Genomic DNA, 26,601 nt, shown 5'->3' with positions numbered 1-26,601 from the left:
CCACCATGGAAAGAAAAGTACTGTTGACCCACTGTTCCGATGCCAAGGGACTGATCTCGAAAATCACCAATATCTGCTACAAGCATCAGCTCAACATCATGCGTAATGATGAGTTTGTCGATTACGACAATGGCCACTTCTTTATGCGCACCGAGCTGGAAGGCTATTTCAATGAGCACACCCTGCTGGCCGATCTGGATAGCGCCCTGCCGACCGGCAGCCAACGGCGCCTGGTACCGGCTGGCCGCAAGCGTATCGTGATCCTGGTGACCAAGGAGGCTCATTGCCTGGGCGACATCCTGATGAAACGCTATGCCGGGGCCCTGGACCTGGATATCGCCGCCGTGATCGGCAACTATGATGTGCTGTCATCACTGACCGAAAAGTTCGATATCCCGTTTCATACCGTGTCTCATGAGGGCCTGAACCGGGTCGAGCATGAGCAGCAGCTGGCCGAAGCCATTGACCGCTACCAACCTGACTATGTGATCCTCGCCAAATACATGCGCATCCTGAGCCCTGAGTTCGTGGCCCGCTATCGTCAGCGTCTGATCAATATCCATCATTCGTTTTTACCCGCCTTCGTCGGCGCCAGCCCCTACCGCCAGGCCTATGAACGCGGCGTAAAGATGATCGGCGCCACCGCTCATTATGTCACCGATGATCTGGATGAAGGTCCTATCATCGAACAGGATGTGACCCATGTGAATCACACCTTCTCGGCCCAGGATATGGCCAAGGCGGGACGGGATGTGGAAAAGTCGGTGCTGAGCCGGGCCCTGGCCCTAGTACTGGAAGAAAAGGTGTTTGTCTACGGCAATCGCACCGTGGTGTTTAAATAACCCGCCATCACCGGGAGTGGGGAGTGGGGAGTGGGGAGTGGGATAAGCTCCCTATTCCCAAAAGTTACAGCAAGGGACTGAGCAGGTAGAAGAGGTTTTCCAGCACCCGCTGGCGCAGCGGTCGCTGTCGCCAGCTGAGCCAGGATACCGGCTCGGCTTCGGCCAGGTAGGTATCGGCCAGCCACAGCAATTTCCTGACCATGTCGCCATCGTCGATCAGCAGACTCATCTCAAAATTCAACCACAGGCTGCGCCTGTCCAGGTTCACCGTGCCGACCAGGGCGAACTGCTCATCAACCAGCACGCATTTGGCGTGCAGCAGGCCGGTGGCATAGAGATGGATCTCAACCCCGGCGCTGAGCAACTCGTCAAAGAAAGCGTTGCAGGCGTAATTCACCATGCGCGAGTCGTTTCTGGCCGGCAGCACCAGCTGCACCTGCACTCCCCGATCCGCCGCAGAGCACAACGCCGCCACCAGGGGGTCATCGGGTACGAAATAGGGGGTAACCAGCACCAGCCGGTGCCGGGCCTGATACACGGCGGTCAGCAGGCTCTGCTGGATGGCATCACCGCCCATGAAGGGGCCGGAAGGTAACAGCTGCAGCTTGAGCTGCTTGTCCAGGAAAGACACCGGGTGATATTCCAGCTGCTCCAGCAGTCGTTCCCCGGTCTCCATCTCCCAGTCCCACACAAACAGCGACCACATGATTGGCACTATGGGCCCGCGAATACGCAGCATAATGTCCACCCACTGGCCCACCCCAGCGTCCTGCTTGAAACAGGCCGGATCGACCAGGTTCATTGAGCCGGTGTAGGCGACATCGTCATCGATCACCACCAGCTTGCGGTGCATGCGCAGATCCTGCCGTTCCAACAGCACCCGGAAGGCACCCACCGGCAGCACCTCCACCACCTTGACACCCGCATCACGCAGCCGTTTTGGCCAGCGGCTGCGGAAAAAATCGGCGCTGCCGACCGAGTCCAGCAATAGCCGGCAGTCCACGCCGCGCCGCGCCGCCGCCATCAGGGCAAAAGCGATATCATCGGCCCGCCCGCCCGGGTGCCAGATATAAAATTCCATATAACAGGAGCTGTGGGCCCAGGAAATATCGGCCAGCAGGGAGGCCAGTATGGCATGGGGCTGTTGCAGCAGGCTCATCTCATTGCCGTTCAGCATCGGCATGTTGAGGCGAGCCTTCACCAGTTCATGGATGGGCTTGACCTGCTCATTGACCTGAAACTGCTGGCCGGGAAAACGGGACACCAGCACGTTGATCCAGTCGGCATGAGGCCGGTACATGGACTTGGCCCGCTCCGCCCGCTTACGACCCAGCCGCACCTCGCCAAACAGGATATAGGTGGCGACCCCCAGGATGGGAATAGCGAAAATCAGCGCCAGCCAGGCCAGGGATACCCCGACGGGCCGGCGCTTCATGATGACTCTGAGCGTCACACCTATCACCAGGCTGGTATGGGCAAGAAATAGCAACCACCCCAGTAATGTGTAAAGATAATCACTCAATGATGCCTTGCTCCTCTTGGCCGGGTTATAGTCCCCGACATGACTGAACCAATATGGGTTATATAGGCTTATGAAAATTATACTGTTTCTAGTTGTCTTTGGGATAAGTCAGCTCACCCAGGCACAAACCCTTATCCTGACCGAGCAGCAACTGAATCAACGGCTGAACGCCAGCCTGAATAAGGAATACCCCTTTACCTTAGGCGACTGGCTGAGTGCGGACATGCGTTTGCAGCAGATTGCCATGACGCTGGGTCAGCCCGAGGCCGACAAAGTCCGGGTCAGCGGCAAGCTCTGGATCCAGCTTGCCCAACCAGATACCCGCTACAATTGGCTGCTAGACGGCAATTTCTCCGCCAGGCCCCGTTACGACAACCAGCAGGGCGCCCTGTTCCTGGACGAATTCGAGCTGTTGGAATATCGCCTCGAAAACAGTTCACAACCCAAGGCCAGCATGTTCATGCCCTATCTGCTACAGGGGCTGGCGCAGTATTTGTCCCGCTATCCGGTGTATGTGCTCGATGAAGCCGATCCCTTGCAGGCCCAAATCAAACAGCGACTGGTCCGGCTTGAGGTCCAGCCGGGCCGATTGATCCTGCAGGGGAGCGATTAGGGGCTATCATACCGATCCCATTAAAAATCGATCTGTTTGATTGTCATATCAATCTTGAACAAAGGGCCAGCTCCGCCGACTCGCCGTGCATCCTCCCTGAAGGCTCAGCCGTGCCATCGGTAACACGGATGGTCGGCTGAGCAGATCCCTTTGTTCTTCTTGATACTCCGGCGTCGCCTGTTGCTGCTGTCTGCAGGCAACTCGCTGCTCCAGAAAAGGCAACACAGCCGCCTCCCACGACCGTGAAATGCCATGGCCGGAAATGTTCCTGCCGTTTCGGCATTCCCGCCATCCTGGCGGTCAGACGGCATTTCCCGAGCCCCAGGGATGGTTTATGGCGTGTCGTGGGAGACGGCTGTGTTGCTTCTGAAACGATGGCCCAAATATGATCATATGTTTAGAGTGACAGGTATCCGGCCATTCAACTAGGATGGTGGTCACCATCCGCATAGAAGGTGATCACCCGATGTGCCGCCATCGGCTTGGCCAGCAGCCAGCCCTGCGCGGTACGGCAACCATGACGCTGCAAGAAGGCCAGCTGTTCCTGGGTTTCAATGCCACAGGCCACCACATCCAGCCCGAGGGAATCTGACAGCAGCATCAACGCCTTCACCAGGGCCTGGTCACTGGCATCGAAACGATCGGAAAACAGGCTCCGGTCCAGTTTGATGCCGTCCAACGGCAGTTGCCTCAGCTTGTCGAAGCTCATCCTGCCTATCCCTACATTATCCAAGTAGATGGAGAGGCCGGCCTGACGCAGCATGGCCAGGGCCGCCCCCAGCGACTCGCAGCGCCGCATGATAAAATCACTGCTTAATTCCAGGCAGAACGTCTCCGGTGCGATCCGTTCCTGTTCAAGCAACTGCAACAGACGCGAGGCCCAATGCTGCTCCAGCTCCAACCCGGTCAGGTTGAGGCTAACCGTGCCCTGCCAGCCGTGGTTCCGCTGCCAGTCATCGACCTGCCGGACCGCCTGGCACAATACCCACTCCGCCAACCGGCACAGCAGGCCAGCATTCTGGGCCGCCGGCATAAACTGCTCGGGGTAGAGGATACCCAGGCGGGGGTGATGCCAACGGAGCAGAGCCTCCAGGCCGTTGGTATGACTGGCGCCCAGTACGAATTTGGGCTGGTATTCCAGGAACAACTGTTCCTGCTCGATCGCCTCCCGGAACTCACTGGTCAGCAGGTATTGCTGCTCCAGGCGGGTGAACTGTGCCTTGTCAAACACGCAGACCTTGGCACTGGTCAGTTTTTTGGCCTCATACATGGCGGTGTCCGCGTAGCGCAGCAATGTTTCTATCTCCAGCCCATGTCTGGGATACAGGCTCACACCGATGCTGGCGCCCACGCTCAGCTCGTAGTCATCCACCGGGACCGGTACTTCCAGCTGCTCAAGCAACTGTTGCGCCTTGTGCAACAGGGAAGCTTCTGTATGCTCCCCCTGCCAAACCATGACAAACTCATCGCCGCCGATCCGAGCTACCAGTTCATCGTCGCCGACCAGCCCGAGCAGTCGCTGAGCCAGGGTCCTGAGTACCCGATCGCCCACCCCGTGGCCAAAGCTGTCATTGATCGGCTTGAAACGATCCAGATCGATAAACAGCAGGGCCAACTGCTGACCGACAGGCAGGACGGTGCTGGTTTTGGCAAACCATGCCAGCAGCTGGGTACGGTTGGCGGTACCGGTGAGCGCATCATGATGCGCCAGAAAACTGAGCCGGGCCTCGGATTGGCGTAGCCGGCTGATATCATCCAATATGCCGATGATGTTCACCACCTGCTGCCGATGGTTTTTTATCAGCCGCAGCATCAACCAGTGAGTCGCCAGGCGTCCCTGCTTGGTCTTATGCTGAACCTCTCCCTGCCAATGGCCTTGCTCCTGGAGTTGCAGCCAGATCCGGCGGTAATAGCGCCGCTCATGCAGATCATGATTTATGCTGGTGATGTGCCGCCCCCGGACCTCATCCGCCGTCCGTTCACTCAGGCTGCAAAAAGCCTGGTTGACCCGTTCGACCATACCCCGGGCATCCATCACCACTATCCCTTCCCGGGTATGGGTCATGATGTGTTCGGTCAGGGCCATTTCGGCAGAAGCTGTTGCCAACAGGTCTTCGGCATAATCCGATTGCAAATCGCAGTAGCTTACCGACGGCAAATAGGATTCATCCATGTACATGCTCTATAAGTGAAATGAAGGAAGGTTCACTATGCATTGCCCACCCATGCTTATTAATCGACACACCTGCTTGGCGTGACTGGTTATTTTTCGGGCATCCTCATCATATAGACTCAAACGGAAAATAAAAAGCCCGCATCGCGGCGGGCTTTCTAAAATCCGGGAAATTACCCCAGGTTGCGGCGGGCGTTGCGGAAGATCCGCATCCAGGCGCCGTCCTCTCCCCAGCTCGCGGGATACCAGGAGTTGGCCACGGTTCTGAATACCCGCTCCGGGTGCGGCATCATGATGGTCACCCGGCCGTCCTGGCTCGACAGACCGGTAATACCGTTGGCCGAGCCGTTGGGGTTGAACGGATAACGCTCGGTCGCCCGACCCTGGTTGTCCACATAACGCAGTGCCACCGTGCCGCTGGCCTCGATGGCTTTGATATCCGCGTGTACCGGCTGTACCCGCCCTTCACCGTGAGACACGGCGATCGGCAGGCGGGAGCCCGCCATGCCGGACAGGAACAGGCTGGGCGATTCCTGCACTTCCACCAGGCTGAAGCGGGCTTCGAAGCGTTCGGAGGTGTTGCGTACGAAGTCCGGCCAGTGCGCGGCGCCGGGTACCAGCTCGCGCAGGCGGGACAACATCTGACAACCGTTACACACGCCCAGGGCGAAGCTGTCGGGCCGCTCGAAGAAGGCCGCGAACTGAGCGCGCAGAGCCTCGTTGAACAACACTGACTTGGCCCAGCCACCGCCGGCACCCAGCACATCCCCGTAGGAGAAACCGCCACAGGCCACCAGGCCGGCAAATTCGTCCAGACGATAGCGGCCGCTGTGTAAATCGCTCATATGCACATCAACGGCGGTAAAGCCGGCCCTGTCGAAGGCGGCCGCCATTTCCACATGGGAGTTGACCCCCTGCTCGCGCAGGATGGCCATCCTGGGATGTACGCCTTTGGCGATAAAGGGCGCGGCTATGTCTTCCTTGGGATCGAAGCTGAGCGACACGGACAGCCCCGGATCGGTCGCATCCTGCTTGGCCTCGAACTCGGACAGGGCACAGTCCGGATTATCGCGCAACGCCTGCATCCGGTAGCTGGTTTCAGACCAGAGCTTGCGCAACTGGTTGCGGGACTCGGCGAAGACCTCGTTACCGTCATGGAAGAAGCGCAGCTGATCGTCCGCGTTGGGGCTGCCCAGCACATGGCTGCAGGCGGCCAGGCCATGGCCGGCCAGGCAGGTGAGTACGGCTTCCTTGTCTTCACGACGGACCTGCAGCACGGCACCCAGCTCTTCGCTGAACAGGGAGGCCAACAGATCGGTGCCCAGCAGATCCAGCTCGATATCCAGGCCGGTGTTGCCGGCGAAGGCCATTTCGGTCAGGGTCACGAACAGGCCGCCATCACCCCGGTCGTGGTAGGCCAGCAGCTTGTTGTCGGCCAGCAACGCCTGAATGGCGTAGAAGAAGCTTTTCAGCTGCTCGGCATCGTCCAGATCGGCGGGCTGGTTGCCCAGCTGACGATACACCTGGGCCAGACAGGAGGCACCCAGGCGGTGCTTACCGTTACCCAGGTCGACCAGGATCAGATCGGTCTCCCCCAGATCGGTACGCAGCCAGGGGGTCACGGTGGCGCGCACATCGGTGACCCGGGCGAAGGCGGAGATCACCAGCGACATCGGCGCCGTCACCGACTTGTCTTCGCCGTTATCGGACCAGCGGGTTTGCATCGACATGGAGTCCTTGCCCACCGGAATGGTCAGCCCCAATACCGGGCACAGTTCCTCGCCCACGGCTTTCACCGCTTCGTACAGACCGGCATCCTCACCCGGATGGCCGGCGGCGGACATCCAGTTGGCCGACAGCTTGATGCGGTTCAGCTCGCCGATCTCGGTGGCGGCGATGTTGGTGATGGCTTCCGCCACCGCCAGTCGGGCGGAGGCGGCGAAGTCGAGCAGCGCCACCGGCGCCCGTTCGCCCATCGACATGGCTTCGCCGGCATAGGTGTCGAAGGCGGCGGCGGTCACGGCACAGTCAGCCACCGGCACCTGCCAGGGACCCACCATCTGATCCCGGGCCACTAGGCCGGTCACGCTGCGGTCCCCTATGGTGATCAGGAAGCCCTTATCGGCCACGGTCGGCAAGGTCAATACCCGCTCGGCCGCTTCCTTCAGGTTGATGCCGTGCAGTTCCAGCGCCGGGCTCTGATGGCTGGCAGTGGTGACATCCCGCTGCATCTTGGGCGGTTTGCCCAGCAGCACATCGAGCGGCATGTCGATCGGCTGGTTGTCGAAATGGCTGTCGTGCAGGCTAAGGTGACGCTCGGCGGTCGCTTCGCCCAGCACGGCAAACAGCGCCCGCTCCCGGCGACAGATAGCCTCGAACTCGGCCATCCGGCTGCTGGCCACCGCCATCACGTAACGTTCTTGGGATTCGTTACACCAGATCTGCAGCGGGCTCATGCCCGGCTCGTCGTTGGGGATGTTGCGCAGCTCGAAACGGCCACCGCGGCCGCCGTCGTTGACCAGCTCGGGCATGGCGTTGGACAGGCCGCCGGCTCCCACATCGTGGATAAACAGTATCGGGTTGTCTTCACCCAGCGCCCAGCAGCGGTCGATCACCTCCTGACAGCGGCGCTCCATTTCCGGGTTTTCCCGTTGCACCGAGGCGAAGTCCAGATCTTCGCTGGACTGGCCGGACGCCATGCTCGATGCCGCACCGCCGCCCAAGCCGATATTCATCGCCGGGCCACCCAGCACCACCAGCTTGGCGCCGACGGCGATCTCGCCTTTCTCCACGTGTTCGCCGCGGATGTTGCCCAGGCCACCGGCGATCATGATCGGCTTGTGATAGCCGCGCACTTCCTCGCCGTTGAAGCTGCTCACCTGCTCTTCATAGGTGCGGAAATAACCGAGCAGCGCCGGACGGCCGAATTCGTTGTTGAAGGCGGCACCACCCAACGGGCCTTCCAGCATGATATCCAGGGCGCTGACGATGCGCTCGGGCTTGCCGAAATCCTGCTCCCAGGGGCGGGCATAGCCGGGGATCCTCAGGTTGGATACGCTAAAGCCGACCAGGCCGGCCTTCGGCTTGGAGCCACGGCCGGTGGCGCCTTCGTCGCGGATCTCGCCGCCCGAGCCGGTGGCCGCACCCGGATAGGGAGAAATGGCGGTGGGGTGGTTATGGGTTTCCACCTTCATCAGGATATGGATATCTTCCTGATGATAGAGATATTCATTGGTCGCCGGGCTGGGGAAGAAGCGCCCCGCGGGCGAGCCCACCATTACGGCGGCGTTGTCTTTATAGGCCGACAGCACATGGCTCGGCTCCTGCTCGAAGGTGTTCTTGATCATCTTGAACAGGGACTTGGGCTGCGCCACACCATCTATGGTCCAATCGGCGTTGAAGATCTTGTGGCGGCAATGCTCCGAGTTGGCCTGGGCGAACATGCACAGCTCGATATCGTTGGGGTTGCGTCCCAGCTGGGTAAAGCCGTCATACAGGTAATCGATTTCGTCGTCGGCCAACGCCAGGCCCATCTGCTGGTTGGCCTCGGCCAAGGCTTGCCGGCCACCGGTCAGCACATCCACCGCCTGCAGCGACGCCGGCTCGGCCTGCTGGAACAGGCAGGCGGCCGCATCCAGGCTGCCGAGTACCGCTTCGGTCATACGATCATGGATCAATGCCCTGACCGCCGCCAGCTCTGCGTCGCCGGGCTGACCATCGAAGCTCAGGTAATAGGCGATGCCCCGCTCGATGCGTTTCACCTGGGACAGGCCGCAGTTATGGGCAATATCGGTCGCCTTGCTGGACCAGGGCGACAGGGTGCCGGGACGGGGCGTCACCAGCATCAGCAGGCTGCCGGCTGTCGGGATGATGCCTTGCTCCGGGCTGTCGAGCAGGCGACTCAGGGTCTGTCTGGTATCAGCCTCGAGGGTGCCGGCCAGTGCCACAAAATGCACGTACTCGGTGGCTATCTCGACCAGGGGCAACCCCTGCTCCTGGGCGCGGCGTACTAATGCCTGAGTTCTGAAACCGGATAAGGCCGGAGAACCTCTCAGTATTTCCATAGTGGCTATTCTCAAAGCTTGAGTGAATGGGGGGTTGAGAAATTGGCGGTATTATAGGGTTCCCCCCCTGCCCTGTCGACGGCGATTTCCCGAACCCATATGACGAATGAGCCGGCTTCTGCTATAAAATCCCGGTAATCCCGGCCGAGGTATCACATTTGCAATGCATTAACCGACTGTCACGACTCACACTGCTGCTCGGCGCCTTACTGCTAAGCGCCTGTGACGTCAAAGAAAACATCCCCAATCAACAAGCCGGCATCATCGCCCGCGGCGAACTCAGGGTCGGCACCCTGTATCACCCCCTGTATTATTTTATTCGCAAACAGGGTGAGGACGGCCTGGACTACGAACTGGCCCGGCAGTTTGCCGAACGGCTGGGCGTCAGGCTGACCATGGTGCCCGCCTATCATCTGGATGAGCTATTCGGCCTGTTGGACGAGGGCAAGGTGGATATACTGGCCGCCGGGCTGATCAACACCCCCCTGCGGCGTCAGCATTATCGTTTCGGTCCCAGCTATTATGAGGTGGCCCAGACCCTGGCCTATCGCAAGGGTCAGCCCAGGCCCACCGAGCTGGGTCAGATAACAGGCGGACTCAGGGTGCTGGCCGGCTCCAGCCAGGCCGAATGGCTGCACCGGCTGGGCCCGGACTATCCGGAATTAAGGTGGGAGACCCGCCGTGAGGCGGATGCGGAAGAGTTGCTGCGCCAGGTGGCCGAAGGCGATACGGATTTCACCCTGGTGGAAGACACCCTGCTGGCCCGTACCCAGCGTTACTATCCCAATATCGCCGCCGCCTTTACCCTGTCCGAGCCGCTACCAGTCGCCTGGGTGCTGGAACAGCGGACCGATGACAGCCTGTACAGCAGCATGCTGGACTTTTTTGATGAGCGGCAGGCCGACGGCACCCTGGCCCGGCTGAATGAAAAATACTTCGGCCATATCCAGGATTTTGATTACGTCGATACCCGCACCTTCTTACGGCGGACCGAAGACCGGCTGCCCCGCTTCCGCCCCCTGTTTGAGCGCCACGCCGGCAAGCTGGACTGGCGCCTGTTGGCCGCCGTCAGTTATCAGGAATCCCATTGGGATCCCCAGGCTCGTTCCTATACGGGCGTGCGCGGTATGATGATGCTGACCGAGGACACCGCCAAGCTGATGGGAGTTGCAGACCGGCTGGATCCGGAGCAGAGCATACGAGGCGGCGCCCAGTACCTGGGCCAGCTGAAGGCACGGCTGCCCGACAGCATCCCGGAAGATGAGCGTATCTGGTTTGCCCTTGCGGCCTATAATATGGGGCTGGGCCATCTGCTGGACGTGCGTCGTCTGACCAAGAAACGCGGACAGGATCCGAACGCCTGGGCACAGGTGAAGGAAAATCTGGTGCTGTTGCATCAGCCCAAGTGGTATCGCCAGACCCGCCACGGCTATGCCCGGGGCCGGGAAGCCCTGCACTTTGTCAACAATATTCGCCAGTACTACCACAGCCTGCAGTGGCTTAATGGCCCGCAGACCGACCCGGGGATCAATACGGTCCGAAACGAGCCACAGGCGGATTCCCCGCTGCCATCCGAGATTTAACCAAGTTGTCACTTTACCCGGCACCGGCAAACTGCTAAAAACAAAGCGATCGGGCTACGCCATGTGCCTGATCGCTTTAGTCGAGGAAATTCGCATGATTAAAAGAAAACGCACGGTGATTAAACAACGCAAGCAAGGCAGCTGGTCGCCCAGACGCAAGATACTGATGCACAATGCCCATCGTAAGATGCTGCGTCGCAGCAGTACTTTCTTCCTGATCCAGACCGCCGAATAAAAGCAACGGCAAGGGCCGGCCCTTGCCTGATCAGTTACTTCTTCTTGATATGCTTCATCAACCGCTTGCGCTTACGCAACTGGGTCTCGGTCAGCTTGTTCTTGAGACCGGCGTAAGGGTTATCCCCTTCCTGGAACTCGACACGGATAGGCGAGCCCATGATATGCAGGGAACGGCGGAAGTAGTTCATCAGGTAGCGCTTATAAGATTCAGGCAAGTCCTTAACCTGGTTGCCATGCACTATGATGCGCGGCGGGTTGTAACCACCGGCGTGAGCATATTTCAACTTGACCCGGCGTCCCCGCACCAGCGGCGGCTGATGATCATCCTGCGCCATCTGCATGATACGGGTCAGCATGGAGGTGTTCACCCGCTTGGTCGCCGATTCATAGGCCTCGGTCACCGAGCCGAACAGGTTGCCGACACCGCTGCCGTGCAGGGCCGAGATGAAATGCAGGCGGGCAAAGTCGATAAAGCCTAACCGCCGATCCAGCTCCCGCTTGATATCCTCTTTTACATCCAGGCTCAGGCCGTCCCACTTGTTGACCGCCAGTACGATACTGCGGCCGGCGTTGAGCACAAACCCCAGCAGGCTCAGATCCTGCTCGGAAATACCTTCCCGCGCATCCAGCACCAGCACCACGACGTTGGCGTCTTCGATGGCTTTCAGGGTCTTGATAACCGAAAACTTTTCAACCGTTTCATGGACCTTGCCGCGCCGACGCACCCCGGCGGTATCGATCAGGATAAACTCCTGTCCGTCCCGTTCCATCGGAATATAGATGGAGTCGCGGGTGGTGCCGGGCATATCGTAGACCACCACCCGCTCCTCACCCAGGATACGGTTGGTCAGGGTCGACTTGCCCACATTGGGGCGACCAACGATAGCCAACTTGATCGGCAAATCTTCGAAGGGCGCGGCGCTTTCCGCTTCTTCTTCGTCCAGCTGATCCAGGGCGGCCAGGGTGTCCTCAAAACCCAGCTCCGGATCCAGGGTCAGGCCGTCATCCTCGCCCGCCAGGGCCAGCTCCGCCGCCTGGCGCTGTTCGGCCAGCTCCTCCAGCTGCGGGGCCAGGGCCGTTTCCAGCAGGCTCAACACGCCCCGACCATGGGCGGCGGCGATATGATAAATATCCCCCAACCCCAGGCTGTAGAACTCACTCACCGCCGAATCGGCATCTATGCCATCGGTCTTGTTGGCGACCAGCAGGGTCTGCTTCTGGCAGCGACGCAGATGGGCGGCAATAGCCTCGTCGGCAACGGTCAGGCCGGCCCGGGCATCCACCATAAACAGCACCACATCGGCCTCGTCGATGGCGGCCAGGGACTGCTCGGCCATTTTCAGCTCTATGCCTTCCTCGCTGCCATCGATACCGCCGGTATCGACCACGATAAACTCCAGCTCGCCGATGCTGGCCTGACCGTATTTACGATCCCGGGTCAAGCCGGGAAAATCGGCCACCAAGGCATCACGAGTACGGGTCAGACGGTTGAACAGGGTAGACTTGCCAACGTTCGGGCGCCCTACCAGGGCCACAACAGGCATCATATTATTAATCTCCAAAAAACAATAACGGCTCCTGATCCGGGATCAGGAGCCGGGCGCCGCCAGGGGGATCAGGGGTGGCTCAAGGCCACCAGATCGCCACTACGGGTTTGCACATACAGGGTATCACCATCAACCACGGGCGCCACATACAGGCCGTCGCTGTCCAGCCGCTGCAAGGATTGCAGGCGACCGGAGCGGCGCTCAAACCAATACAGATAACCTTCCGCATCACCCACGACCAGGTAATCGCCAAACACCGCCGGGGCGGTCAGCTGGCGGTTTTCCAGCTGGGTACTAGACCATAACTCGGTTCCGTTGCGGGCATCCAGGGCGAACAGATGGCTGCGGCTGTCGGTGATATACAGCCATTGGCCGTCGCTGCTCAGATCCCGGGAACCCTGATACTGGCGCTTCCACAACGACTGGCCTGAAATCAGCTGGTGAGCGGTCAGCTGGCCGTTATAGGCCATGGCATAGAGAACCTCCCCTAGGATTAAGGGGCTTGCCGCCACATCCACCATCCGCTCCAACTCGGTCGCCCCTCTCGGGCTGGCGATACGGGCGTCCCGTACCGGCTGGCCATCGGCGAGCAGCACTATACCCAGCCGGCCATCGGCCCGTCCGTAGAGCACGGCGCCACCGGCGGTGATCGGGGTAGACATGCTGCGCAGGGTCAGCGCCGGTTGCTCATTGCGTAGCAGCCATTGCTGTGCACCTGTCATCACATCCAGGGCGATCAGGTTGCCGGCGCTGGTATGCACCACCACCTTGCCTTCATCCACCGCCGGGGCGGCCAGGACTTCGCCGGCCACCGCCTGAGCCCAGAGCAGTTTGCCATCTTCCTGGGATACCGCATATACCAAGCCGTTTTCGGAGCCGAAGTAGAGGTTGCCGTAGGCAGCGGTCAGGCCACCGGAGATACGGGGACTACGCTGGTTCCGATTTACCGCCAGCTTGTCGAGCCGGGTCTGCCACAGCCGCTTGCCCGAGGTTTTATCCCGGGCCTGCAGGATGCCATCCCGTGAGGCGGCGAAAATCCGCGCTCCGTCGACCACCGGCGAAAGTTGTGAATAATACTCTCCCACTCCTTTGCCTATCGAGGAGGACCAACGCGACTCGGCGGTGAATTCATTGCTGATGTCCGGAACCGGATTGACCGGCAACGCCGACTCCTGACTGGAGCAGGCCGTCAGGACCATGCCCACCACCAGGGGGAAGATCAGGGTGAGACGACTAGCCATTATCATGCTCACCCACATCGGTTGAAGCAATTGCCAGATGGTCCATTTTCAGCTGCAGTCCGGGGTTGTTGCTCAAGCCACCGGCCGCTGCTGCCGCCCGATAGGCCTCGCCGGCCGCTGAATGCTGGTCCTGGGCCAGATACAGGTCCCCCAGAATTTCCTGCTTAAGGGCGGAAAAGGCCGGCTGGGTTACCTTGTCCAGTTCAGCCGCCGCTGCCGGATATTGCTGCTGGGCCAGCAGCACCCGGGCCAGGCGCAAGCGTGCCGCGGCTTCCAGGCTGGTATCCTCAATACCGGACAAGGCCAGCTCCAGCTGCTGCTGGGCCAGCGGCAGCTCACCGGCTTTCACCGCCTCCGCCGCCAGCATCAGGGCCGCCAGCTCCCCATAGCTGTTGCCCTGGTTTTGTTCGGCAAAGGTCGCGGCATCGGTAAAGACGGCACTGCCCTGCTCGGCCAGCTGCTCGGTCATCTGGGTGAATGCTTCGGCATTATGCGAGCGGCTCTCAAGCTGGTAGTCCTGGTAATAGCGCCAACCGAATAGGCCGCCCAAACCGATGACAGAGCCCAGCAGGATGGCCTTGCCATACTCCTGCCACCAACGTTTCAGGGCATCCAGTTGCTGCTCTTCGGTGCTGTAAATATCCACTCAGATCCCCTTCTGTGTTAAATGTCCGACGATATCGTCAACCTTCAGGCTCTCTTGTTCACCCTGGCCACGCAGGTATTTCAGCGTCACTTCGCCACGGCTGATTTCATCTTCACCCAGGATCAACGCCACGGCGGCGCCACTCTTGTCGGCACGCTTGAGCTGCTTCTTGAAGTTACCGCCGCCGCAATGGCTCATGATCCGCCATTGCGGCCGGGCGTCCCTCAACTGCTCGGCCAGGGCAAAGCCCGCACTCAGACAGTCGTCACCCATCATGGCGACATAAATATCGGCCAGTGCCGGTTGCGGTTCGACCAGCCCCAGGGTTTCCAATAGCAAGACCAGCCGCTCCATGCCCATGGCAAAGCCGACCGCCGGCGTGGCCTGGCCACCCAGCTGCTCTACCAGGCCATCGTAACGGCCACCGCCACAGACGGTACCCTGGGCACCCAGACTCTCTGTGACCCACTCGAACACGGTCAGGTTGTAATAATCCAGACCACGGACCAGACGAGGGTTGATCTCAAAGGCGATTCCGGCCGCCGTCAGCAGCGACTGGAGCCCCGCGAAATGAGCCCGGGTCTGCTCGCCGAAGTAGTCACTGAGTACCGGGGCATCCTGCAGCAGCGCCTGCACTTCGGGGCTCTTGCTGTCCAGCACCCGCAATGGATTGGTGTGCATGCGCCGGCGGCTGTCATCGTCCAGCTTGTCCTGATACTGCTCCAGGTAAGCCACCAGCGCCTGGCGGTATTGGGCCCGCTCTTCCGGCTGGCCCAGGCTGTTCAGTTGCAATGTCAGGTGTTCGCTGACACCCAGCCGGTTCCACAGGCGGGCGGTAAGCATGATCAGCTCGGCGTCGATATCGGGCCCGTTCAGGCCGAAGACTTCGACACCAAACTGGTGAAACTGGCGGTAACGGCCTTTCTGGGGACGCTCGTAGCGAAACATGGGGCCCATATACCACATGCGCCGCTCCTGGTTATAGAGCAGACCGTGTTCGATACCGGCGCGTACGCAGCCGGCGGTGCCTTCGGGCCTCAGGGTCATGCTGTCACCGTTGCGGTCGTCGAAGGTGTACATTTCTTTTTCGACCACGTCGGTGACTTCACCGATGGCCCGCTTGAACAGCCCGGTGACCTCCATGATAGGCATGCGCACTTCTGCATAGCCATAGGCGCTCATAAGGTCGCGCAGTACCGCTTCCGCCTGTTGCCAGGCCGGGGTTTGTTCCGGCAGGCAATCGTTCATACCACGAATTGCTTGAATCTGTTTGGCCACGAAAATATCTCTATGTTTAACGGCTTAAAATAAATGAATGCTAATGGGCTACTGCCGCCACGGTTCAGGGAGCAGAATCCGTTGTTCTCTAAGCCGACCGTCTACGCCAGAAATCGCGTAGTCGAGCCCCCATGAATGGATTTATGGCGTGTCGGCGTGAGAGGAGCGGATTCCGGTTCACACTGGTGCATTAAGCAAGCGACTTACTCCTTGTCCTGCACCGGAATACGGGCGGCGGGATCCATCATCGCCGCCTTGGCGCGAATGCGAGACTCAAGCACATCCAAAAGTTCATTATTATCGAGTCTGTCCACCCGTACGCCCCCCTCATAGAAGGCGCTCTTGCGCTGGGCGCCGGCGAGGCCCAGATCCGAGACCAGGGCCTCGCCGGGGCCATTGACCACGCAACCAATAATGGACACATCCATCGGCGTGATGATGTCTTCCAACCGGTTTTCCAGGGCATTGACGGTGCCGATGACATCAAACTCCTGACGGGAGCAGGACGGGCAGGCGATGAAGTTAATGCCCCGGGCACGAATGCGCAGGGATTTGAGAATATCGAAGCCCACCTTCACTTCTTCCACCGGATCGGCGGCCAGGGAGATGCGCAGGGTATCGCCTATCCCTTCGGCCAGCAGCATGCCCAGGCCGATCGCCGATTTCACCGCCCCGCTCCTGAAACCACCGGCTTCGGTAATGCCCAGGTGCAACGGCTGCTCAATCTGCCTGGCCAGCTCACGGTAGGCGCCCACGGCCAGGAACACGTCCGAGGCCTTGACGCTGACCTTGAACTGATCAAAGTTGAGCCGGTCGAGTATCTCCACATGGCGCAGGGCGGATTCCACCAGGGCCGCAGGCGTGGGTTCACCGTATTTTTCCTGCAGATCTTTTTCCAGAGAACCGCCATTGACCCCGATACGAATGGGGATGCCCTTGTCCCTGGCACAATCCACCACCGCACGTACCCTGTCTTCCCGGCCGATATTACCCGGGTTGATACGCAGGCAATCGGCGCCGTATTCTGCCACCTGCAAGGCGATGCGATAGTCAAAATGGATATCCGCCACCAGCGGCATGGTGGTGCCGGCGCGAATGGCCTTGAAGGCTTCCGCCGCCTCCATGGTGGGAACAGACACCCTCACGATATCGGCACCGGCTTTTTCCACAGCCCGGATCTGGGCCAGGGTGGCGGCAACATCCGTAGTCAGGGTATTAGTCATGGTTTGCACACTGATGGGGGCGTCGCCCCCGACCAGTACCGAACCAACACGGATTTGCTTTGATTTACGACGAATAATGGGAGAGGCGTGTTGGGACATGATTCACTCTTAACTTAATCAGGATTGCGGTACTGTAAGTCGGGCAACCTGCCCGGCCCTGAAGCGTGACAGATCCACTTCCTTATTCATATATTCAATACGGGCAGCCTGCGGCGCCCCCAATACCAGCCGGAATGGCGCTGAGCCGTCCAGCTCGAGGGTGTCGCTGGCCTTCTTGACCCCTTCCGCCAGCACCTTGCCCTGGCTGTCGGTCACCTTGATCCAGCAATCGGCGACAAACCGCATCACCAGCTGGTTCGGGTTACCAGGCTCGGCTGGCGGCTCTACCGCCGGGGCCTGGGTCGCATCCGTACCCGGCTGAGCAGCCGTTTGCTCTGCTGTACCCTCTACCGTCCCCGCCACAGTCGCGGCCTCGCCTCGAGCCTCGCCCTGACTCACCGCGGGTACAGAAGCGGCATCATTCTGCACCGTTGTTAACGGCTCCGCCAGTTCGGGCGTGGCCGGCTCCGGCGAGTCCAATGCAAGCGGCTGGGTTTCAGGCTCCGATTGGCTCTCTACCACCGGCTCCTCCTTGCGCTCGGGATAATTGAAGTCACTGTCCTGCCACCACCAGAACACCAGGGAGCCCAGTAGAATCAGCACCACCAACCAGCTGATACGCTTAAGCCATTTATCGCTGGCCTGCTGACGCGTGCGTTTGGAAAAGCTCTGCATGGGGGCGGTGGCAGCGCTCATGGCTCCGATACCGCTCATGCCATCGAAGGCGGACAGGGCCTCTTGCTCGTTCGCACCCACCACCTTGGCATAAGCCTTTACATAGCCGCGCAAAAAGGTCAGGGCAACCCCTGCCTTGTAATGATCTTCGTCAATCGACTCGATCACCGCCAACCGTAGGTTCAATCGGCGTGCGACTTCAGACTGGGTCCATCCCCTGGCTTCCCGCGCCTGGCGCAGCATGGCACCCGGGCCCGCCGACTCAGTCGCTCCGGCTTCATCTTGTTGTTCTACATCGTTAGTAGTCATTTGCTAAAAATCGCTTGGCCTGTTCTGAACCTGGAAATAACCGCACTAAATCTGTTCCGGCTTGTTGGGCTTGCGCTATCATGCCCAAGTCTTCTGCGGTACGGACGGTCAACCATAAACTCTGGGGGCTGGCTTGATGCCCGGCCTGATATCGGTTGATATAAGGTCGGGCAGCCATGCTATCCCCCTGCATGACTAAAATTTCAGCCGCGCCAAGCAGAGATCTGGGCTTGGCCGGATTGTATTCCAGTGCTCGCTGATAATAACCTAACGCTTTCTCCTGCTGACCTGCTTTTTCGGCACAGAGGGCCGCGTTTTCATAGGTGTCGGCAACCTGTACATAGCCGGGTACCACCACCGCCTTCCTAAACATGACATCCGCTTCGTCGAATCGTTCCCGGGCACAGAGGAAAACACCATAGTTATTCAACCCATCCCCATGATTCGGCGAAAGTTTCAGCAATTCTCGATAACTGTTCTCGGCATTGCCGAACTCGGAGACGGACTGATAAAACCAAGCCCTCGCCAAATGGATATCCGGATTACGGCGATCCTGTGAAAGGGCCTTGTCCAGATTAAACTTGGCCTGCTCCATGTCTCCCCTGCGCAAGTATTCCAACCCCAGGTTCATCCTGGTGACGGCCGCATCGGAAGAGGTAAAGACCGCATCACGAGGCTGGGGTCCCGAGCCCACATAACTGGTTTCACTTACGCACCCGGCCAGTATGACCAACAGGGCCCCCCCCGGCAATAGCCTCTTATTCTGCATTCCCTCATATACCCATGGCTCGGTTCTTAAACCATTGTGACGGATATACTTTGCTCCTGCATCCGTTTTTTCAGGGTCCGTTTGGTTCTGTCGATCACATCCCCTACCAGCTGGCCACAGGCGGCATCAATATCGTCCCCCCGGGTCTTACGGATGGTGACGGTATTGCCATATTGCATCAATACCTTATTAAAGCGATCGATACGGCTGTTGCTCGGCTTACCGTAGGAATTACCGGGAAAGGGGTTGAACGGGATTAGGTTAATCTTGCAGGGCAGGTCTTTCAACAGCTCGGCCAGCTCATGGGCATGCTGCATATCGTCATTAATATGATCGAGCAGCACATATTCTATGGTCACCTTGCCATGGTTGGCATTGGACTTGGAGATATAACGGCGCACACTGTCGAGCAGGGTGGCGATATTATATTTGTCGTTGATCGGCATGATCTCAGAGCGCAGCTTGTCGTTGGGCGCATGCAGCGAGACTGCCAGCGCCACATCGATCATATCACCCAGCTTGTCGAGGGCCGGCACCACGCCGGATGTAGACAGGGTGACTCGACGCTTGGACAGGCCGAAGCCGTAGTCCTCCAGCATCAGCCGCATCGCCGGCACCACGTTGGTCAGGTTGAGCAGGGGCTCGCCCATGCCCATCATCACCACATTGGTGATCGGACGGCGGCCTGAGTCCCGGACAAAGCCGACCCGGCTGGCGGCACGCCATACCTGGCCGATAATTTCCGACACCTTGAGGTTGCGGTTGAAGCCTTGCTGGGCGGTAGAGCAGAACTTGCAGTCCAGGGCACAACCCACCTGGGACGAGATACACAGGGTGGCACGGTCGCCGTCGGGAATATAGACAGTCTCCACTTCCTGGCCACCCACCTGCATGGCCCATTTGATGGTGCCATCGGCTGACTTTTGCTCGCGGCTGATTTCAGGGGCGCGGATTTCGGCCTTTGCCTGCAGCTTGGCACGCAGTACCTTGTTGATATTGGTCATCTGCTCGAAGTCGTCGCAACCGAAATGATAGATCCATTTCATCACCTGATCGGCCCGAAACGGCTTCTCACCCAGTTCGGCGAGAAACTGGCGCATGCCGTCACGATCCAAATCCAGCAGGTTTACTTTTGTCTCACTCATCGGTTGCCTCTTACTTAACTTATCAGAGCCCACAGGGCGCGAAATTGTACAGAGTTTAGCATCCGGTTGCCAGCATCGGCACCCTTACCCGTGGCGGAACCATACCGATAATAACAAAAAGCCGCCTGGTTCAAGACGGCTTGGGCACAATTACTCCGTTACCGGCCACACCGACGGTATGGCCCTGCGCTCAGTGGTCGGAAACCGGTTTACCGATGGTCTTGGCCCCAGGGCGAGATTGGCCACTTTCTATGGTCACTTCATTGCCTTCGGCATCGAACAGCTTACCACCGAGGAAATAGTCCCCTTCACTCAGGCAGGCAATCTCTTCCTGACGAATGGTCCGCTCGGTACCGGCGGCAAACACCGACTGCTTGTCTGAGTTGCCCAGCTTAAAGTGGTTGAACAGCAGGTTCAGTATGATCGCCATGATGGCCGCGGAGCTGATGCCCGAATGGAAAATGGTGGCAAACCAATCGGGGAACTGATGATAGAAGCTGGGCGCGGCGATCGGCAGCATGCCGAAACCGACGGAAGTCGCCACTATGATCAAGTTCATGTTGTTGTGGTAATTCACCTTGGCCAGGGTACGGATGCCGCTGGCGGCGACAGTTCCGAACAACACCACACCGGCACCACCCAGCACTGAAGTGGGCACGGCGGCAATGACACGGCCCATGACCGGCAGCAAACCCAGGGTCACCAGGATCAGGCCGGCAAAGGCGACCACATAGCGACTTTTCACCCCGGTTACCGCAACCAGACCCACATTCTGGGCAAAGGCGCTTTGGGTAAAGGAGCCGAACAACGGCGCCACGGCACTGGAAATCATGTCCGCTCGCAGGCCATCACCCAGGCGTCTGGAGTCCACCTTGGTATCGATGATATCGCCTACGGCCAGGATGTCGGCAGACGTCTCCACCAGGATCACCAGCACCACAATCAACATGGAAATGATCGCCGCGATATCAAACACCGGCATGCCGAAATAGAAAGGCGTGGGGAAGGCAAAAACAGGGCCGTTCAGGACATTGGAGAAATCCGCCAGTCCCAGCACCGCCGCCACCAGGGTCCCCACCACCATGGACAGAAGGATGGACAGCCGGGAAATCGCCGCATTGCCCAGCTTGCTCAGTAACAAGACCACCGCCAGGGTCAGCGCCGCCAGGCCAATATTGCTCATGCTGCCAAAGTCCGGGGCACGGCTGTTGCCCCCCATGGCCCAGCGTGCGGCCACCGGCATCAGGGTCAAGCCGATGGTGGTGATGACGGTGCCGGTGACCAGGGGCGGGAAAAATTTAATGATTTTGGAAAAAACGGGCGTGATCAACAGACCGATGAGGGCCGCCCCTATCACAGCACCGAATACAGATGGCAATCCGCCCCCCGAGGTGACGATAGCGACGATAGTCGCCACGCTGGCAAAGGACACTCCTTGTACCAAGGGTAACTGACAGCCAAAGAAAGGGATGCCGAGGGTTTGCAGCAGGGTAGCGGCACCGCCGACAAACAGCGAAGCGGCGATCAGCATGCCAATCTCCGTCGACCCAAGGCCAGCCGCCTGTCCCACGATCAACGGCACCGCAATGATTCCGCCGTACATGGTCAGGACGTGCTGAAAACCATAGGCGATATTGGCTGTAATGCCGAGGTTTTCATCCTCGGGACGAATACTCGCTGACGACTTCTGGTTGGAATTTGAACTCATAAGTGCTCCCGGCCCGTCATATTTGTATACCAAACCAAAAACAATATAATCATTTATGTATAAATAAATGTAAACAATATTTATGTGAAATGTGCACCTTTGTTGAGGTGGTTGTAATAGATAAAAATGACAGTGCTGTCCAAGGGGAGGCCAGGCACCACATCTGGCCGCCAGGGATGACGGTCAGATGTCATGTGCTGAGTATCACAGGGGGGTGTTTGAGCGGATCGGAGAGTCGGCCCTTTGTCCGGGTTGATATAAAAATGAAATAAACCGCTTGTTTACTGCGATGGCATTAGAAGATACGCCATGTGGGCAGCAATGGTCCCCTTGGGAAGCGACGGAGAGAACCTTACCGGCAAGCGGCGTGCAGGGCTGGCGGGTCATGACGAGGGTGACCATATTCGCCTCGTATTCAATAAGCGGAGACCACCGCACAAAAAAAGGAGCCGCAGCTCCTTTTTAACATAGTGCAGCCGACGCTTAGCGGGTGCGCGGGCAGATTTCTTCGTCGCTGAAGAAATAGGCAATTTCGCGGGCAGCGGAAGCGGCGGCATCGGAGCCATGTACGGCGTTTTCGTCGATGCTGTTGGCATAGTCGGCACGCAGGGTACCTGCCAGGGCGTCGGCCGGGTTGGTGGCACCCATGATCTCGCGGTTGCGGCGCACGGCGTCTTCACCTTCCAGCACCTGGACCATCACGGGGCCGGAAGTCATGAAATCAACTAGCGCCTTGAAGAAAGGACGCTCGCTGTGCTCGGCGTAGAAGCCTTCGGCCTGTTCGCGGCTCAAGTGCACCATTTTAGAGGCAACGATCTTCAGGCCCGCAGCTTCAAAACGCTGGTAGATGGCACCGATCAGGTTCTTTGCTACTGCATCAGGCTTGATGATGGAAAAAGTACGTTCGAGGGCCATGGGTGTTCCTTAAATTAATCGGTCTGTGAATGAAACGCGCGGAATTATACGTAAACAAAACCCAAGTTAACACTATTGTGAGGCATTTTTATTGCGCCGATATCAGCAGCCCTGTATGGGTCGAGGATACCCACACCGGGCCATGCCATGATGAGCGCACAGGGCCCATACTGCGGGCCCGGCTTGATCAGGACCGTTCACCTACCCGGGCCAGCCAGGCGGCAATGGTGCGCACGCCATGCCCCTTGCCACCGGGGGCCCACATATCGTTGCCATTCTTCTGGTAAGAGGCAGACAGGTCCATGTGTACCCATGATTTGCCGCCATCGGGCACGAAGCGGGACAGGAAAGCCGCCGCGGTCGAGGCGCCGGCCATCCCCTCGCCACTGTGCACATTGGCCATATCGGCAAAGGCGGATGACAGCTGACCGACATGGAACGGCTCCAGCGGCAGCCGCCAGGCTTTCTCAAATTCATCCCTGGCGGCCTGCAGCACCTCACCGGCCAGCCCGTCGTTGAAACTGAATACCGCATGATAGTCCCGTCCCAGGGCCATCTTGGCCGCCCCGGTCAAGGTAGCCGCATCGAGAATATAGGCAGCCCCTGCCTCGCTGGCCGCCAGCAAGCCGTCGGCCAGTACCAGCCGGCCCTCGGCATCGGTGTTGAGGATCTCCACGGTCACGCCGTTCTTGTAGGTGAGGATGTCACCCAGCTTGTAGGCATGGCCCGATACCAGGTTTTCGGCACAGCAGAGAAAGAGTTTGACCCTTTTGTTCAGTCCGCGCCGAATCGCCAGCGCCAGGGCGCCGGTCACGGTGGCGGCCCCGCCCATGTCGGACTTCATCACCGACATGCCGTCCGACGGCTTGATGCTATAACCACCGGAATCGAAGGTAATGCCCTTGCCCACCAAGGCGGCGGCCACGGGCGCATCAGGGTCGCCGGTAGGGTTAAAATCCAGCTCCAGCAGGGTGGGGCTGCGCACACTGCCCCGCCCCACTTCATAGATGCCGATATAGCCCAGATCTTTTAGTTGCTCGCCACTGTAGGTGCGGTAACTGACCTGCCCGGGCGCCAAGCCCTGGATAAACTTGCCGGCTTCGGTGGCGAGCGCGGCCGGGTACACATCTTCCGGCGTGCCGTTGATCATCTCCCGCACCCAACCACATGCGGTGTCCCTGGCATCCAACTCGGCCTGTTCATCCGCGGCCAGGCTGCCCCAGTCCAGCTGCTGGCCACCCTTGGCATTATAAAAACCCTGGGCAAAGGCCCAGCGGCTTTCCAGTGACCAGTCTTCACCCGCCAGGCTGACATTTTTAATCCCCATGGCATCCAGCCTGCGGCCCGCCTGCTGCGCCCGGCGCACCACATCATCGGCATCGGTCAGGTGCACCCTGGCCTCGTCATGCTGAAAACTCAAGCCTGCCTGTTCGCCCCACTGGGCCGGCGCGGGCTCATGACACAGAATCACCTTCATAGCTGCGGACATAGTGCTTCCTTAATACTGCGATCAGATAAAACGACAAAAGCCACAGCTTACACTGTGGCTTGGAACAACTGAAACGCATCAATCACAAACAATGGCGGAAAACATGACTTCCAGCTTCAAGCTTTATTCATATTCATCCATCCAGGCCAGGATAATGGCTTCCAGGACACGTTCGTTGGAATGCTCGGGATCATCCTCGAATTCTTCCAGCTCACAGATCCACCGATGCAGATCGGTGAAACGGACAGTTTTGGGATCCGTATCCGGATACGCCTCCAGCAGGGCCAGGGCGATATCCTGACTGTCAGTCCATTTGAGACTCATATTGCCTCCCTGATCAATGACCTTCCGAGACCATATTGATGGTGTACTTGGGGATTTCGACCACCAGATCCTCGTCCGCCAGCCGGGCCTGACAGCCCAGGCGGGACTCCGGCTCCAGGCCCCAGGCCTTGTCCAGCATATCGTCTTCCAGTTCGCTGCTCTCGTTCAGCGAATCAAAGCCTTCCCGCACGATGACGTGGCAGGTGGTGCAGGCGCAGGATTTCTCACAGGCGTGCTCGATATCGATGCCGTTGCGCAGCGCCACATCCAGTATGGTATCCCCCTGGCTGGCGTCGATGGCGGCCCCTTCGGGACACAACTCGCTATGGGGAAGAAAAATGATTTTTGGCATGGTTAAACCTTATCAACACGTTGGCCGGCCAGGGCCTGACGAATAGAAGCGTCCATTCGACGCGCGGCAAAATCGGCGGTGAGCTTGTCGGTATCCTCAATCGCCTGCTTGATCGCCTGGATATCCTCGCCGGCGGCAATGCTCTTCAGCGACTGCATGCTGGCTTCGATCGCGGCACGCTCGGCCGGCTCGAGCAGGCTGTCACCGTCGGCGGCCAGGGCGCTTTCGATATTCTCGACCACCCGCGCCGCTTCCACCTGTTGCTCGGCCAGCATGCGGGCCTGCATATCGGCCTGGGCATACTCGAAAGAGGCCTTGAGCATGTCGGCGATGTCCTCTTCGTTCAGGCCATAGGAGGGCTTGACCTCGATGGACGCCTGCACGCCCGAGGATTTTTCCATGGCGCTGACCGACAGCAGACCGTCCGCATCCACCTGGAAGGTGATGCGGATATGGGCAGCACCGGCGGCCATCGGCGGAATATCGGTCAGGTTGAAACGCGCGAGGGAGCGGCAATCGGCCACCAGTTCACGTTCCCCCTGCACCACATGCACCGCCATGGCGGTCTGACCATCCTTGAAGGTGGTAAATTCCTGGGCCCGGGCCACGGGAATGGTGGTATTGCGGGGAATGATCTTCTCCACCAGGCCGCCCATGGTTTCCAGGCCCAGCGACAGCGGGATCACATCCAGCAACAGCATGTCGCTGTCCGGCTTGTTGCCCACCAGCACATCGGCCTGGATGGCGGCACCGATGGCCACCACCTTGTCCGGGTCTATGCTGGTCAACGGCGCCCGGCCAAAGTACTCGCCCACCTTGCCGCGCACCAGGGGTACCCGGGTGGAGCCGCCGACCATCACCACCTGCTGTATTTCTTCCAGGCTGACGCCCGCATCCTTGATCGCCCGCCGGCAAGACATCAGGGTCTTGTTTACCCAGGGCTGGATCAGCGCCTCGAAATCATCACGGCTGAGCTCCCCCTGCCAGCCTTGCCAGGCCAGGGTCACCGTCGGTTGTGAGGTCAGCGCCTGCTTGGCGTCACAGGCCAGGGCCAGCAGGTTGCGCTGCTGGGCCGGCGTCGGATCGGCCAGCTGCGCCCGGGACTGGATCCAGTCGGCCAGGGCATGGTCGAAATCATCGCCGCCGAGGGCGGAATCGCCACCGGTGGCCAGCACTTCGAACACCCCTTTATGCAGGCGCAGGATCGAAATATCGAAGGTACCGCCACCCAAGTCATAGACGGCGATGACCCCTTCCTGGCCCGAATCCAGGCCATAGGCGATGGCCGCGGCGGTCGGCTCGTTGAGCAACCGCAGCACATTCAGGCCGGCCAGCTGGGCCGCATCCTTGGTGCCCTGACGCTGGGCATCATCGAAATAGGCGGGGACGGTTATCACCACCCCTTGCAGGCTGTCACCCAGGCTGGCCTCGGCCCGTTGGGCCAGGGTCTTGAGGATTTCGGCGGAGACCTGGACCGGATTGACCAGCCCCTGGCTGGTTTCCAGCTGCAGCACTCCCTTGTCCGAACTGCTGAAGCGATAGGGCAGCCTGTGCTGCTTGATATCGGCCAGGCCTTTACCCATCAAGCGCTTGACCGACATGATGGTGTTATGGGGATCCAGCTCGGCGTCGGCCTTGGCCTGATAACCCACCCTGATGCCGTCGGTGCCGTAATGGACCACCGAAGGTAACAGTTCGCGCCCCTGCTCGTCGGCCAGGGACTCGGCCAGGCCACTGCGTACCGTGGCGACCAGTGAGTTGGTGGTGCCCAGATCAATGCCCACGGCCCACTTGTGCTCGTGAGGCGCGCTGCTTTGCCCCGGTTCGGAGATTTGTAGTAATGCCAT

21 protein-coding genes are annotated in these 26,601 nt (G+C 59.5%); 4 read left to right on the top strand and 17 right to left on the bottom strand.

The features are described from left to right. Positions 1-5 precede the first annotated feature (5 nt). A complete protein-coding gene (gene purU, locus ABD806_RS00560) occupies positions 6-842 on the top strand; it encodes a formyltetrahydrofolate deformylase (RefSeq protein WP_344953512.1) in 837 nt (278 codons plus the stop codon). Between the two features lie 64 nt (positions 843-906). Here the strand turns inward: purU and cls are convergent, their stop codons facing one another. Further along, positions 907-2,364, bottom strand: coding sequence for a cardiolipin synthase (gene cls / locus ABD806_RS00555; protein ID WP_344953510.1), 1,458 nt, complete (start codon positions 2,362-2,364; stop codon positions 907-909). Positions 2,365-2,434: 70 nt separating this feature from the next. Between cls and ABD806_RS00550 the strand changes: the two genes are divergently transcribed. After that, entirely contained in the window at positions 2,435-2,977 is a 543-nt protein-coding gene (locus tag ABD806_RS00550) for a YceB family lipoprotein (RefSeq protein WP_344953507.1), read from the top strand. A gap of 421 nt (positions 2,978-3,398) precedes the next feature. Here the strand turns inward: ABD806_RS00550 and ABD806_RS00545 are convergent, their stop codons facing one another. Together ABD806_RS00545 and purL are read right to left on the bottom strand one after the other, a co-directional pair. Further along, positions 3,399-5,150, bottom strand: coding sequence for a putative bifunctional diguanylate cyclase/phosphodiesterase (locus ABD806_RS00545; RefSeq protein WP_344953504.1), 1,752 nt, complete (start codon positions 5,148-5,150; stop codon positions 3,399-3,401). A 173-nt stretch (positions 5,151-5,323) separates the two neighbouring features. Beyond that, the gene (gene purL, locus ABD806_RS00540) at positions 5,324-9,214 is read right to left on the bottom strand and encodes a phosphoribosylformylglycinamidine synthase (RefSeq protein WP_344953502.1); all 3,891 of its coding nucleotides are present in this window, start codon (positions 9,212-9,214) and stop codon (positions 5,324-5,326) included. A 158-nt stretch (positions 9,215-9,372) separates the two neighbouring features. Here purL and mltF point away from each other — a divergent pair, with 158 nt between their 5' ends. Further along, positions 9,373-10,797, top strand: coding sequence for a membrane-bound lytic murein transglycosylase MltF (gene mltF / locus ABD806_RS00535; protein WP_344953500.1), 1,425 nt, complete (start codon positions 9,373-9,375; stop codon positions 10,795-10,797). A 94-nt stretch (positions 10,798-10,891) separates the two neighbouring features. Continuing rightward, positions 10,892-11,032: a hypothetical protein gene (locus ABD806_RS00530; protein WP_344953498.1), complete on the top strand. Its 141-nt coding sequence runs from the start codon at positions 10,892-10,894 to the stop codon at positions 11,030-11,032. 34 nt (positions 11,033-11,066) lie between these two features. On the opposite strand, the gene der is transcribed toward ABD806_RS00530, so the two are convergent. From der to hscA, 14 genes are all read right to left on the bottom strand, one after another. Further along, a complete protein-coding gene (gene der, locus ABD806_RS00525) occupies positions 11,067-12,581 on the bottom strand; it encodes a ribosome biogenesis GTPase Der (RefSeq protein ID WP_344953495.1) in 1,515 nt (504 codons plus the stop codon). Positions 12,582-12,649: 68 nt separating this feature from the next. Then, a complete protein-coding gene (gene bamB, locus ABD806_RS00520) occupies positions 12,650-13,822 on the bottom strand; it encodes an outer membrane protein assembly factor BamB (protein ID WP_344953492.1) in 1,173 nt (390 codons plus the stop codon). Next, entirely contained in the window at positions 13,815-14,468 is a 654-nt protein-coding gene (locus ABD806_RS00515) for a YfgM family protein (protein ID WP_344953489.1), read from the bottom strand. The genes bamB and ABD806_RS00515 overlap by 8 nt, the downstream gene beginning before the upstream one ends. Further along, the gene (gene hisS, locus ABD806_RS00510; protein WP_344953487.1) at positions 14,469-15,746 is read right to left on the bottom strand and encodes a histidine--tRNA ligase; all 1,278 of its coding nucleotides are present in this window, start codon (positions 15,744-15,746) and stop codon (positions 14,469-14,471) included. 203 nt (positions 15,747-15,949) lie between these two features. Beyond that, entirely contained in the window at positions 15,950-17,068 is a 1,119-nt protein-coding gene (ispG, locus tag ABD806_RS00505; protein WP_344953484.1) for a flavodoxin-dependent (E)-4-hydroxy-3-methylbut-2-enyl-diphosphate synthase, read from the bottom strand. Positions 17,069-17,086: 18 nt separating this feature from the next. Continuing rightward, on the bottom strand, positions 17,087-18,052 hold the full coding sequence (rodZ, locus tag ABD806_RS00500) for a cytoskeleton protein RodZ (RefSeq protein ID WP_344953481.1): 966 nt from the start codon (positions 18,050-18,052) through the stop codon (positions 17,087-17,089). Next, positions 18,042-18,821, bottom strand: coding sequence for a type IV pilus biogenesis/stability protein PilW (gene pilW, locus ABD806_RS00495; protein ID WP_344953479.1), 780 nt, complete (start codon positions 18,819-18,821; stop codon positions 18,042-18,044). The genes rodZ and pilW overlap by 11 nt, the downstream gene beginning before the upstream one ends. A gap of 26 nt (positions 18,822-18,847) precedes the next feature. Further along, positions 18,848-19,966, bottom strand: coding sequence for a dual-specificity RNA methyltransferase RlmN (rlmN, locus tag ABD806_RS00490; protein ID WP_344953476.1), 1,119 nt, complete (start codon positions 19,964-19,966; stop codon positions 18,848-18,850). A gap of 190 nt (positions 19,967-20,156) precedes the next feature. Next, positions 20,157-21,674 carry a nucleobase:cation symporter-2 family protein gene (locus ABD806_RS00485; protein ID WP_344953473.1) on the bottom strand — a complete coding sequence of 506 codons (1,518 nt, stop codon included), beginning with the start codon at positions 21,672-21,674 and terminating at the stop codon, positions 20,157-20,159. 483 nt (positions 21,675-22,157) lie between these two features. Next, complete coding sequence (ndk, locus tag ABD806_RS00480; RefSeq protein ID WP_116473647.1) at positions 22,158-22,589, bottom strand: nucleoside-diphosphate kinase; 432 nt, start codon at positions 22,587-22,589, stop codon at positions 22,158-22,160. A 187-nt stretch (positions 22,590-22,776) separates the two neighbouring features. Then, a complete protein-coding gene (gene pepB / locus ABD806_RS00475) occupies positions 22,777-24,078 on the bottom strand; it encodes an aminopeptidase PepB (RefSeq protein WP_344953469.1) in 1,302 nt (433 codons plus the stop codon). 123 nt (positions 24,079-24,201) lie between these two features. Further along, a complete protein-coding gene (iscX, locus tag ABD806_RS00470; RefSeq protein WP_344953466.1) occupies positions 24,202-24,402 on the bottom strand; it encodes a Fe-S cluster assembly protein IscX in 201 nt (66 codons plus the stop codon). Between the two features lie 13 nt (positions 24,403-24,415). After that, on the bottom strand, positions 24,416-24,754 hold the full coding sequence (gene fdx, locus ABD806_RS00465) for an ISC system 2Fe-2S type ferredoxin (protein WP_344953463.1): 339 nt from the start codon (positions 24,752-24,754) through the stop codon (positions 24,416-24,418). Positions 24,755-24,756: 2 nt separating this feature from the next. After that, positions 24,757-26,601 carry a Fe-S protein assembly chaperone HscA gene (gene hscA / locus ABD806_RS00460; protein ID WP_344953460.1) on the bottom strand — a complete coding sequence of 615 codons (1,845 nt, stop codon included), beginning with the start codon at positions 26,599-26,601 and terminating at the stop codon, positions 24,757-24,759.

The organism is Zobellella aerophila, from assembly GCF_039539325.1.
Classification (GTDB): domain Bacteria; phylum Pseudomonadota; class Gammaproteobacteria; order Enterobacterales; family Aeromonadaceae; genus Oceanimonas; species Oceanimonas aerophila.
Note: the sequence above shows the minus strand (reverse complement) of the source record. Positions and strands in the feature narration are given on the sequence as shown.